We start from the raw sequence: 13,369 nt of genomic DNA on the forward strand, positions 1-13,369 counted from the left end.
CAGAGCGGACAGACACATCGTTCCGATGGTCAAACTGTTGGTGAGAGTTTCTCGCTTACTTATTTCCTAAAACAAATTCGACAGCATGCGGCGAAAGCCTAATCGTAACGTGAAATCCGGGCGCAAACCCAAACGCAAACTCAGCGTGCAATCGCTGGAGTCACGGCGGTTGCTGGCAGCGGATTCGATTGGCGTCACGCCCGAAGACACTGGCGAATTCTTGCTGGGGACGGTCGCGGTTACCCCCGTTTTCTTTGAAAGCGACGGGACGCTCGATCCCAGCACCGAAGACTGGGACGCGAACGAAATCGATCAGATTTTGGACAAGGTGCATGAAAGCGTCGATTGGTGGAGCGATACGCTTGATGAACTCGGCACCGTTCACACGCTCGATTTCGTCGTCGATGATCTCTACGCTCGGAATCCGGTAGAAACGCCTTACGAACCCATCAGCCGTCCAAGCAGCCAATTCAATCGCTACGTCGGTGATTTCTTGACTGAACAGGGTTACGGCGATGCCACATCGATTGAAGATGGTGTCAAACGGTTCAACCACGACCAACGTTTGAAGCATCAAACCGATTGGGCGTTCACGATCTTCGTGCTCGATTCGTCGAACGACCTGGATGGAGTCTTCCCACGCGGCAGCGAATTCACGGGCGCGTTTGCCTATCCGGGCGGATTGTTTTACATCACGCCTTCGACGCGGCCGACGTCAACGTACACCCACGAAATGGGACACATTTTTTGGGCCCGTGATGAGTACAGCGGTGGAGCTTCCTGGGATTCCCACCGCGGTTATTACAACACTCAAAACCTGAACAGTTTACAGAACAATCCAGATCCAAACTTTGTCCCCGAGCCCAGCATCATGCTGGGCGGATTCAGTTTGCAACAAGCGTTTGAGCAGAACCGCAGCCCCGCGACGACGCTGGCGATGGTGGGCTGGCAAGACAGCGACGGCGATGGCATTTTTGACGTCGCCGACGTTCCGCTAGAACTCGATGCCGTTGGCTATTTTGATCCCATCGAATCGGTCTATCGATTGAAAGGCACCGCGTCGGCAGTCGCCCTGGTCAACCAAAACTCTTGGGGAACGCAAAGCGATATCACGCTGAATCGGATCAGCGAACTGCAATACCGACTCGATGACGGTCCGTGGTTGGTAGCAGCGTCGCCGGATCAGCCGACGGTTGACTTTGACCTGACCATTGAAATTGCCGAGTCAGACTTTTCGACAATCCACTGGCGAGCCGTCGATCAGTCCGTCGGTGTCGTCAGCCCAACGATCACTGGCACGACAACCTCGCCGGCAATCAGCAATACCAGCGTCTCGGGCATCGCGTTTGTTGACCAGAATTCCGACAGCTTGCGCGATCTGGATGAATCCAGCCTCGGTGCAAGCACCGTGATCATCAGCAACCCGGACGGTTCACCTCTGTTTGCAGGTGCTTCATTGGCAGCGGATTTTCCCGCGGGCGATCTTCCGAGTGATCTATCGGAATTTCAAACAGACGCAACACTGTCAGCCGTCGGCACCGTCTTTGACAACAAGATTGCGTCACTGGAATCAGCCGACGCGGGTAACGTGACTGTCTTTCAATCCTTCAATCTGCAGCAGCAACGATATACCGAGCGATGGACCAGCGGTGGCGCGGCGGAAGTCTCTTTCGCAGTAGCGTTGGATCAACCGGTTGGACAAGTTTCCGTCGATGCGATCGGTTTGGATGCGTCGTCGTTCGCTCGATTGGAAGCCTTTGATTCGATCGGAAACTTGGTTGCTCGAACCACCAGCGAAGCGATCGCAATGCAGGAAAGCATTGAGGTCCAGATCACCGATTCCTCGGGACGCATTTCAGAGATTCGCGTCACCGGACACGCTGGGACCGGGATCGCGATCAGCGGTCTGCGATTTGGTCACGCCGGATCGGTGGCTACGGATGCCAGCGGAGTGTGGCGAGTCACGGATCTTCCGCAGGGTTCGTATCGAGTCGAGGTGGTTCCCGAATTGGTCATCCACCAATTTCCAGAGTCTTCGATGCTGATCGAAGTGAGCAATGGATCGAGTGACATGATTGTTTCAGCCGCAGCCCGAGTCGACAGTCCGCGGCACAACGAGAATCTTCCGGCTGACACGAATCGTGACGGTGTCGTCGATGCACTCGACGCGTTGCTGGTGATCAATGACATCAGCAGGAATGACACCCGTATTTTGTCACCCACAGAAGTCGGTGGCGATGACATCGATGTCAGTAACGACGGAATGGTCTCGGCCCTGGACGCCTTGCTGGTCATCAATCGGATCGCTGGACAGCAATCTGATGGACAGATGTCTCCTGCGTTTGGCGTTGGTCCCGGTCCATCCGCGGAAGCCGAGGCTGTGGCGACCACGACCGGGCGCCAAATGGCGAACTTTCTGCCCCCGGAAATCCAGTTGGATCAAAACGCCCTGTTAAACCAAAACGCTCAGTTGGATCAAAACGACAACGGCGAACCGCCAATGTTGAACTTTGACGGTAATCGAGCTTATCGGGATGGCTTGGCCCCTGCCGAAAGTATCGATGCTGCCCAGGCCGATGATAGAAACAACGAGATCGAGGCTGAGTCGGAATCCTCCAATAATCGAGTTTCCCGACAAATTGAGGAACCTTTCGACGGTTTGGGAATCCAAACATTTTCAACTGAGACTGATTAGGGAATTTGAGCCAGCGGTTGATAAACAGGGCAAAGCAAGTAGCATGGGCGATCTACCCGGCCCTTAGTACAGAACTCTGAACGACCACTTTGCCCGCTGCATACGAATATCGCGTGCGACTTCCCCCACTATCACACCATCTTCCAGAGATAAAAGATGAGAAACTTGCGTCAACTGCTTAGTCGCTTCGGAACCACGTCATCCCGAGAGCGGCTTCGACGCGGTCAACGTCCATCGCCAACGAAGAATCGCCGGGCTTTGGTCAGTGAGTCTTTGGAGAAGCGCGAATTGCTGGCTGGCGACATTTTGCTGGCCCACAATTACCTGAACCCAGCCGACGTTGATGACAACATGCAAATCACCGCCAGCGACGCGCTGCGAGTGATCAATGCCATTTCACGAAGCAACAGTGGCGGGATCGAGGTCACCGAAGCCGGACAGGTTGACGGTTACATGGACGTCAATGCTGATGGTTGGGTTACCGCCAGTGACGCGCTTTCGGTGATCAACGCAGTGTCACGTGGGGAAGCCGCTAGCGCGGGCGTGCAACTGTTCTTGAACCTTCGCGACGTCAACGACGCAGCCCTGACGACGGAGACCGATCGCACGGCCACGATCAACACCGATGACGTCTTTTATCTTGAAGTCAGCTACAGCGATGAGCGAACCTTCGGTGCTGACATTGGTGCGTTCCAAGTCGTGACCGACATTTTGGTCGACCAGGCTGACGTGCTGACGCCGATCGTTACCGACACCGACGAAATCAATATCGAAAGCAGCCTGCGAAGTGCAACGTCGGGCACGGCAACATTCTCGCTTGAAGGTTCAACCGAAGAGGTCACCCTAACATTGGACGAATTGTCTGATCTCGACCAAGCGATCAAGAACGCCGTGGTCACGCTGGGCGATTACGATCCGGACACCATTGTTGTCACGCCGTTGCAAGGTGAACCGCTAGGTCGGTTCCCCGGACAAGTCACCCCAACGCCCACCAACGATTCCAACTTCCAGTTCCGAATTCGTTACAACGACTTTGATCTAGCGAACCAGGATCTTCCTGATCTGCAAGTCTCGTTCGACATGGACGTCACCGTTCGCTCCGAAGTGATTTCGACTTCGCCATTGGATGAGAATGGCAACATCCGCGGCAGTGCCGTTGGTTTGAACTTGGACACCCGCAGCCGAACCGCTCCGGCAGCCAGTCCGTTTGGTCGCGAGATTTACAACTCGCTCACTTTGGGTACCTACATTGCCGACGATGGCAACGGCGGAAGTCTGTTTGATAACTTCTTGGCCGTTGGACCTCTTTCGGGTGCAGGCATCGAGGGAGCCGTTCCTGGTTTTGAAGAACCCTTTGATACGTTCAGCATCCCGCTTCGAATCAACAGCGCCGTTCAAAATCTGACGTTCTCGTTAGGACTGGCCGGCGGCGGCGATGACTTTTTGCTCTACGGTGAAGAAGGCGACGAAGCCATCCTGACCGACAATCAGATCGAATTCGATCCGGTCCTTAGTTCCTTTACCCTGAATGTCGTTGATCCCAACGGCGGGAATGGCGATCCGATTGTTGCTGCTGCAATCACGGAAACGTTCAATGAAGATCAAGCCGTCATGATGGTCGATCTGCTGACCGGTGCCAGCGACCCCGACGGCGACACGCTTTCAATCAGCACACCGGCGATTTCTGGCAATCAAGCTGGCGTTTCAGTCGTCGGCAACACGCTGAATGTGGACCCGAGTGCTTATGGTGCTCTAAACGATGGTGAAAGTGAAGTCATCACACTGACGTACAACGTGCTGGACGGCGAAGGCGGAATGGTCGCGCAAACCGCAACGATCACGATCACCGGAATCACCGATGTTGATCCAAACCAAGATCCAGTCGTTGCCGCACCGATCACTCAAACGTTCAACGAAGACCAGGCCGCTACCACGGTTGATCTTCTGATGGGTGCAAGCGATCCCGACAGTGACACGCTTTCAATCAGCACACCGACCATCACGGGCGACCCTCAATCCGGCGTCTCAGTTAGCGGCACAACGTTGAACGTGACGCCTTCTGTGTACGGCGCGTTGAATGATGGCGAAAGCCAAGTCATTTCCGTCGCGTACAACGTGCTGGACGGGAACGGCGGAAGCGTCGCTCAAACAGCAACCATCACGATCACCGGTATCACCGACGTTGATCCAAACCAAGATCCTGTGGTCAGTGCGACCATCACTCAAACGGTCAGCGAAGATGACGCAGCGTCAACGATTGACTTGTTGACCGGTGCAAGCGATCCCGACGGCGACACGCTTTCGATCAGCACACCTGTCGTTACCGATGACCCTCAATCCGCAGTCTCGATCAGCGGCACAACGTTGACCGTGACACCATCGGTGTACGGCGATTTGAATGACGGCGAAAGCCAAGTTGTTACCGTCAGCTACAACGTGCTGGACGGAAACGGTGGCAGCGTCGCTCAAACGGCAACCATTACGATCACCGGAGTCACCGACGTTGACCCGAACCAAGATCCGGTTGTCAGTGCTGCGATCACTCGAATGGTCAATGAGGATCAAGCACCATCGACGATTGACCTGCTAGAAAATGCCAGCGATCCCGACGGTGACACGCTGTCAATCAGCGCACCGACCGTCACGGGCGATCCACAATCCGGCGTCTCGGTCAGTGGTACCACTTTGACTTTGACACCGTCTGCTTACGGTTCACTCAACGACGGTGAAACTCAGACCATCACGGTCAACTACAACGTGTTGGACGGAAACGGTGGCAGCGCCGCTCAAACGGCAACGATCACGATCACCGGTATCACCGACATTGTGAATCAGGATCCAGTCGTTTCCGCTCCGATCGCTCAAACGTTTTCCGAAAATGATTCAGCCACGACAGTGAATCTGTTGTCCGGAGCAAACGACCCGGACGGCGACCCGCTTTCAATCAGCACACCAAGCATCACCGGTGATCAAAGCGGCATTTCGGTCAGCGGATCGACCCTGACCGTGACACCTTCGGCCTACAGCGGCCTGACCGACGATCAAAATGAAGTCATCACGCTGACCTACGACATCACCGACGGCAATGGTGGCAGCGTTACACAAACCGCAACGATCACAATCACGGGAATCAATGACGCTCCCGTGGCAAACAACGATTCAGCAACTGCGGTTCGCGGTGTTGCAACGACGATCGATGTGCTTGGCAATGACAATGCCGGACCGGCTGGCGAAGATCAATCGCTCACCGTGATCGCTGCGGCATCTGAGCAAGGTACGGTTGACATCAACTCCGATGGCACCCTGACCTTTACTTCCACGGGCAGCTTTGCGGGTGAAGCGACGATCAATTACACCATCGAAGATTCCGATGGTGCTACGGATTCAGCCGTTGTGACAGTTACCGTGACCGATTTCGTTCCAGTCACACTGAGCGGGTCTCTGTTTATCGATAACGTCGAGAGCACGTCCAACCCGGTTCGCGACGGTATCAAGAACGGCCCTGACGCTGGAATCGGCGGAATCCAAGTGCGACTTGTTTCCAGCACCGGAACCACGGTTGCCTCCACACTGACTTCGCTTAGCGGCGACTACGCGTTTACTGACGTCTCGCCAGGCAACTACACCGTCGTCTACGACCTGCCCGACACCATCCGTACGCTGGGCAGCACAACCTCAAGCGTTGTCGTCGATCCAAGTTCAAGCACGGCACCGACCATTCCAGGTCTGAGCGTCGCTGGAACTCAAAACACAGGCTTGGAAACGATCAACCTGTTGTCATCCAATTACCTTCGCCGAAATGGTTCCGTCGCTGGCATGTCCAATGGCGGTCTTGAAGGTGGTTCGGTTAGCTTCGACGCCAATGGCAACCAGGAAATGTTCATCGCCGGCGAAGGCTTTGAAGATGTCGTCTTTGGCGAAGTGATTTTGAGTAGCTTTGGTGATACAGCGGTCATGGTGATTGTTCGCGAAGGAGCCTCGGCACCCGAAGCGGCAACCCTGGACAGCGAGTTCTTTATTCAGGCTGCCGGTAGCCGATCGATTCAATTTTTCGGCGGCGTCGATGACTTCGACTTTAATGAAGTCGATGGTGCACTCGGATCCGTTGACCTCGCACGCTACCAAGCAGCCGTCGACCGAGCACTGTCAGAACTGTAAGCTTTGACGGTTTCAAAACGCCTGCCCAGTTAAGCTCTGCTATTAAGCAAAGCAAGGTTGTTCAATGTAGCTGATCCCGCCAGGGTTCAGTTCTGCATAAACTTGAATTCGACTGAACCCTGGCGGGATCAGCTACGAAAGTTTGGGCAATCCAACTTTGTCCCATGCAATTGCCGGAACTGCGCCGAAGCGGCTTGTTCCGGCCTACAAAAGCGACGTGGGCCAGATTACACAGCCGTCATCAAACCATCACAGGCACAACAAACGACCAAGAAACCGAGCACCCAATTTTTTTGACGCCAATTTTTTTGTCTAAATCCTCCCCACAACACGACCGGCGCTTGGCCCGACGCTCGACTACAGAGACAGAGTGCTGTCGTCCCGTCCGGGTCTAAACTAAGCAACGGTCCCAAAATAACTCCCCGGTTTTCCCGTAGCTGATCCCGCCAGGGTTCAGTTTTGCATAAACTTGAATTCGACTGAACCCTGGCGGGCCCAGCTACATCCAGGTCGCGTTAGCATTCTCTTTGTGGTTGGTTGTTAAATACTTTTCAGACGCATCGTTTGTGAATCCACGCGGTGCGTTTTTTTATGTGATGTAGCCGCGTGCCCTCACGCATACTAAAACCAACATGACTTTCGCATTCATCCTGACCGCGATCTTGCTGGCGATCGCAGTTGGGATCCGACGGCTGATTCCGTTGCTCGGGGTGCTGTTCATTCCCGCCTCGGTCATCGCAGGCATCGTTGGATTCGCTGCGATTCAGATTGCTACGTTTGCGTTTGAATCTGACCAGATGATTGAACTCTCGTCCGAGTGGAAATCCTGGCCGGGAATGCTGATCGCTGTCGTGTTCGCCGGCATGTTGCTGGGCCGGCCATCTTCATCCGCCTCCGATTCGATCATCCGTGCGGGACGTCAAGGATTGATGGTTTGGATTATCGTGCTGGGACAGACAGCGATTGGTTTGCTGGCCACTTGGTTGATCATCCAACCGATGTTCGGCGTTCCAAGTGCATTCGGAATGCTAATTGAAACCGGGTTTGCCGGCGGTCACGGAACCGCAGCGGCGATGGGCGAAGTCTTCGCAAGCGAACAAGTCGAACTGGATGCTGGTTTGGACCTGGGCGTTTTGATGGCGACCGTGGGCCTGGTCTACGGAATTGTCTCGGGAGTGTTCTGGGTCAATGTCGGCATCCGTCGCGGTTGGACGAGGAAAGAGGCTTCGGGCTCCACCGCTTCGTCAAAAACGCAGTCCACTGAGCCGATTGAGAAGTCATCGATCGGAACCGCCGTTGTTAAACCGGACCTCATCGACCCGCTTCTTTTGCAGGTGATCTGGCTGACACTGGCGATGGCGGTGGGATGGTGTTTGCAATGGTCGGTCGGATCCTTGGCGGGACTGATCGAACACTTCTTTTTGTCGGGCTCACCTGATTCAAACTTGACCGATCGAACCAGTGCGTCGGCGATCGTTGGCAGCTTTCCGCTATTCATCTACACGCTCTTTGGCGGTTGGGCCGTTCGTCTTGGCTTAACCAAAATCGGATCCGGAAACCTGATTGATTCGATGACAGTCAATCGCATCACATCATCGGCGATGGACGTCTTGATCGTTGCAGCGATCGCATCGCTAAACGTCACTGTCGTCTCCGGCCAACTCAGTGGTTTAGTGGTCTTGGTTTTGGCCGCGATCCTATGGACTGCGTTTTGTTTGGCTTGGCTGTCACCACGAATTTTGCCGACCGAACACTGGTTCGAGCTGGGACTGATCAACTATGGGATGTCTACCGGCACCACGGCAACCGGTTTTGTGCTGCTGAAACTGGTTGATCCCGAATTGCAATCCGGCGCAGCGGAAGACTACGCCTTGGCCGCGCCGTTGTCGTCGCCATTCATTGGCGGAGGCATGATTACGATCGGTTTGCCCATTCTGATTCTGCCTCTCGTCCCGCTGCCCGCCGTGATCGCAGTCCTAGTTGCAATCATCATCGGATTGATCGTCACCGGAATCAAAGTTGCCAGGCGGTAGGCGTTCGCACCGATGGCACGCAGGGCGTTGCCTGGGAACCAGAAAGTAGGCCGTAGCGAGCCATAGCGAGTTACGGCGGTGCGCACATTGCCGTAACTCGCTATGGCTTGCTACGGCCTACGTTAATTCTTAGAGCGTGCCACCGTAGGCATAGGCGAGCGAGCCCAACACCGACGCATCATCACGGCAGACTGAGAACGAAATTGCATCGAAGTCGCGAAAGCCGTCCAACGCATGAGCATGATACGACTCTTTCACGTTGGCCAAATATCGATCGCGAACCTGAGTTGCCATCTCAGTCACACCGCCACCAATGACCAATCGATCGTGGTCACCAATGTACTGAACGTTCAGCAAAACAATCCCGAGTGCTTTCGCCTGATCGTCCATCAGTTCTAACGCCAAATCATCGCCCGCACCGGCTAGCTCTCGCAACTGCTTCGCCTTGTCCTTCGCGGTTCCTTCGATTGCGTTAAGCGAATGATCTTTCCATTGATCAAGCGTCAAGCGATAGGACAACTGGTGCGTCAGCGCCGTCAACGAAATCGCAGACTCGGCGGCGCAGAACGTGTTGCCAACCTTTAGTTCACGATCATGCGAGTATCGGAACGCATCGACTGGCAACAAGATGTGTCCCGCGTGCCCTGCCCTGCCCTTGCCTCCTTGAACCGGATGCCCTTTCCGAACTTCACCTCCACCAAGGCCCGTTCCGACGGCAATCATAAACAAGGTATCGAATTGCTCTGTTTTGTCGGCTACTGGTGAATCAGCCCAGTTCAAATGCCCGGTGCGTATCGCATACTCACCAACCGCTGCCGCCTGTCCGTCACCAATGTAAACCACTGGTGTTGGCTGAGCGATCTTGGCAAACGCTTGTTCCAGCTTCAACCGAATCGGACATTGATCCCAAAGCAGCGGATTCAGGTTTGGCGTCTTCAGCAAAACACCATCCATCGTTGCTGGGCCTGGAGTCGCAAGGGAGATCGCGCTGACATCAGCAGGCGATTTACCGAGCAAATCTAATTCCGCAACGATCTGCGCAACGATGTCATCAATCGCCGCATCGGGGCCTTCGGCTGAACGGGTGGGAAACTGATCTGAAATGCAAAGAACCTTTCGCCCGGCCTCGCCGATCGCGATGGTGCAGGTGGTCCCGCCAACATCAATTCCAACAACAACAGACAATTGAGTTCACCTTTTGAGGAATGGAAATCTAAGAATAGAAAACACGCTACTTGCATCGAAGATGGCAATCTCTTTGTGAGCCGCGATCGCGTAAGCGGCCGGGCAATGCGATATGCCCGGCCGCTCACGCGATCGCGGCTCACCAACCAATCTGCTCGGGCGACGCCTAACGTTTGCGTTTCTTCTTTTTCTCGCGGCGTTCGGTCTTTCGCTTCGACTTATAGTTCGGTTTTGGCTTCGCTTTCTTGCCCGAACCGGACACCTCGTTGGACGCTGTGTGATTTTTGATCACGTCAAGATACAACTGCCGATCTTGCAAATCGACCTTGGCAATTTTAACCGTCAATTGGTCACCTAGGCGATAGCGGTTGCCCTCTTTGAAGCCGACCAACATGTTTCCGCGTCGTTCAAACTTATACTTGTCGTCGGGCAAACTGGTGACCGGGATAAAGCCATCCACTGGCAGCTTAACACAGCGGGCGTTCAACCCGTCGGCGAACGCGCGGCTGACAACCGCCTCCATCGTATCGCCAATATGCTTGCTCAAGAAATGCAACAACTTCAACTCAATCAACTCGCGCTCAGCCTTCTGCGCGTTGCGTTCCATATCGCTGCAATGATGACCAAGTTTCAGCAGCATGCCGAACGAATCATCAGGCGTCTTTTCGCCGTCCAACAGTTTCTGAACCAAGCGGTGGACCGTTAAATCGGGATAGCGCCGAATCGGACTAGTGAAATGACAGTAATGTTCCATGTCCAACGCGTAGTGCCCGTCGGGCTGCGGACCGTAAACGGCCTTGTTCATGCTTTTCAGCACGGCAAAGTTCACGGCGTCTTCCAGAGGTGTTCCGGCAACCGTATCGAGCACTTTCTGAATCTCGAATCTGCTTTCAACCGAATCGATTTTGATGCCAATGTCTTTGACGAAGTTCGTCAACTGACGAAGCTTTCGTCGTTCAGGTGGCGGATGGATGCGATGCAGAAAATTCAGCTTCATATCATCCAGCCAAGCCGCGACCGCTTGGTTGGCTGCCAGCATGAACTCTTCGATGATCTGATGGCTTTCGGTGTGTTCCACACGACGAGCACCTTTGACCTTGCCCGCTCGATCAAGATCCAGCTTGATGTCGGGCATGTCCATCGACAACGAACCACCCTTGAATCGTGACTTGCGAATCTGCATCGCTAATTGATGCATCCGGCCAAGCAAATCGCATACTTCACTGCCCCACTTTTCGACATATTTTTCAGGGCTGGCCAAGTACTGATCGACCTGTTCGTAATTCAAACGCAAATCGCTGTGGATCGCGGCGTTGTGAACCTCGGTATGCGTGACCGTTAAGTCGTCAAGCATTTCGATCTCGACCGTTTTCACCAAACGCATTTTGTCAGGCTGAAGTGACGCCAAGTGGTTGCTGATGATTTCGGGGATCATCGGGACAACTCGATCTGGCAGATAAACGCTGGTCGCTCGTGCTCGCGCCTCCTCGTCGATGGCTCCACCGATCGGAACAAAGTGGCTGACGTCGGCGATGTGAACCCACAACCGCCATCGACCTTTTTCGCGTTCCAGCGAAATCGCGTCGTCAAAGTCGCGCGCGTCAAACGGGTCGATCGTGATCGTCAACAACTTGGTCAAATCTTTGCGATCCGCCGGGACTTCGTCGTCACTGAACTGATCGGATTGTTCACGCGATGCATTCAGGACTGCTTCGGGGAATTCATCGGGCAGCGCGTACTGACGCATGATGGTCAGCGTATCGATTGCTGGATTCTTGCTGCTGCCCAATCGTTCCAGGATCACGGCTTCGCCACCGTTTCCATCGTCGTCGGGATACTCGACCAGTTCGACAAAGACCTTATCGTCGTTTTCCAGTGGCATTCCGCGGACGTCGCCGACCGAGACTGGTTTTTTGTAAGGCACGCCGTCAAGAAAGACGACCGGACTCTTGCCTGACATTTTGAAAGTGCCGGTGAACTGCCGACGTGCCCGCTGGACGACCTGGGTGACAACGGCTTCATCGTCGCCTCGCCGGCCGGCTTGGATTTTGATCTCGACCAAATCGCCTTCCAGCGCCCCCATCGTCTTGCCGGGCGGTACGAAGTAATCGGTGGGAATGTCGCCACCGTCTTCGGCGTGATTGGGGCGAACAAATCCGAAGCTGCCGCCAAGTGCTCGGCGAAAAGTACCACGAATCGAATCGCTTGGTCCGCCGACACTGCCGACGCTAAACACCAAGTGATTGGATCCGTACACCAACCGGCCTTCGTTGACCAACTGCTTCACAACTCGACGGACCTCGCGGTAGCCGTCGTCGTTCAGCTTCAAATCGGTTGCGATTTGTTTTGGTTTGCAGGGCCGGTATTCGGGCGAGACAACCAACCGCATGATGCGATCGGCTAATTCTTGATTGATATTCATGCGTGCAGGATAGAGCAATTCGACCGGGAAATGTAGCTGATCGCGCCAGCGTTCAGTCACCACTAGTTTCTGTAGGCCGGAACAAGCCGCTTCGGCGCAGTTCCGGCAATCCAACGCTGTCCCATGCAATTGCCGGAACTGCGCCGAAGCGGCTTGTTCCGGCCTACAAAAGCGACGGGGCCAGATTGCACAACAGCCGTCACTCCTTCACAGGCACAACAAACGCCCAAGAAACCGAGCACCCAATTTTTTTGTCGCCAATTTTTTTGTCTAAATCCTCCCCACAATACGACCGGCGTCTGGCCCCACGCCCGACTACAGAGACAAAGTGCTGTCATCCCGTCCGGGGCTAAAGTAAGCAACGGTCCCAAAACAACTCCCCGGTTTTCCCGTAGCTGATCCCGCCAGGGTTCAGTTCTGCATCAGCTTGAATTCGACTGAACCCTGGCGGGATCAGCTACGAAAGTTTCGGCAATCCAACGTTGTCCCATGCAATTGCCGGAACTGCGCCGAAGCGGCTTGTTCCGGCCTACAAAAGCGACGGGGCCAGATTACACAACGGCTTTCACCCCTTCACAGGCACAACAAACGACCAAGAAACCGAGCCCCCAATTTTTTTGACGCCAATTTTTTTGTCTAGATCCTCCCCACAATACGACCGGCGATTGGCCCGACGCTCGACTACAGAGACAGAGTGCTGTCGTCCTGTCCGAGTCCAAAGTAAGCAACGGTCCCGAAACAACTTCCCAGCTACGAAAGACTTCGCCAAACACGGAACTTGTGTCAGGACAGTTGCTAAGGCCAAGACCGGCAAGCCTATTGCAAGAATTCTAAGATCCTTTTGCATTTTGCCCCGATCGGCGCGCCTCTGCGAGC

General features: G+C 54.6%; 5 protein-coding genes. 3 read left to right on the plus strand and 2 right to left on the minus strand.

Annotation, left to right across the window (positions count from 1 at the left end):
* Positions 1-85 precede the first annotated feature (85 nt).
* From RC85_RS01445 to RC85_RS01455, 3 genes are all read left to right on the plus strand, one after another.
* Entirely contained in the window at positions 86-2,695 is a 2,610-nt protein-coding gene (locus RC85_RS01445) for a dockerin type I domain-containing protein (RefSeq protein WP_149752818.1), read from the plus strand.
* Between the two features lie 156 nt (positions 2,696-2,851).
* Entirely contained in the window at positions 2,852-6,853 is a 4,002-nt protein-coding gene (locus RC85_RS01450; protein WP_068258094.1) for a cadherin-like domain-containing protein, read from the plus strand.
* Between the two features lie 632 nt (positions 6,854-7,485).
* Positions 7,486-8,886: a sodium/glutamate symporter gene (locus tag RC85_RS01455; protein ID WP_068258095.1), complete on the plus strand. Its 1,401-nt coding sequence runs from the start codon at positions 7,486-7,488 to the stop codon at positions 8,884-8,886.
* 129 nt (positions 8,887-9,015) lie between these two features.
* On the opposite strand, the gene RC85_RS01460 is transcribed toward RC85_RS01455, so the two are convergent.
* Positions 9,016-10,071, minus strand: a complete 1,056-nt coding sequence (locus RC85_RS01460; protein ID WP_068258096.1) for an ROK family protein — start codon at positions 10,069-10,071, stop codon at positions 9,016-9,018.
* A 166-nt stretch (positions 10,072-10,237) separates the two neighbouring features.
* Entirely contained in the window at positions 10,238-12,553 is a 2,316-nt protein-coding gene (locus tag RC85_RS01465; protein ID WP_235033323.1) for a ribonuclease R family protein, read from the minus strand.
* Between the last annotated feature and the right edge of the window lie 816 nt (positions 12,554-13,369).

It is taken from the genome of Rubripirellula obstinata (genome assembly GCF_001642955.1).
Classification (GTDB): domain Bacteria; phylum Planctomycetota; class Planctomycetia; order Pirellulales; family Pirellulaceae; genus Rubripirellula; species Rubripirellula obstinata.

What these genes read in the sequence shown, in the direction of transcription:
- RC85_RS01445 (WP_149752818.1), top strand. Translation starts at nt 86, where the DNA reads ATGCGGCGAAAGCCTAATCGTAACGTGAAATCCGGGCGCAAACCCAAA.
- RC85_RS01450 (WP_068258094.1), top strand. Translation starts at nt 2,852, where the DNA reads ATGAGAAACTTGCGTCAACTGCTTAGTCGCTTCGGAACCACGTCATCC.
- RC85_RS01455 (WP_068258095.1), top strand. Translation starts at nt 7,486, where the DNA reads ATGACTTTCGCATTCATCCTGACCGCGATCTTGCTGGCGATCGCAGTT.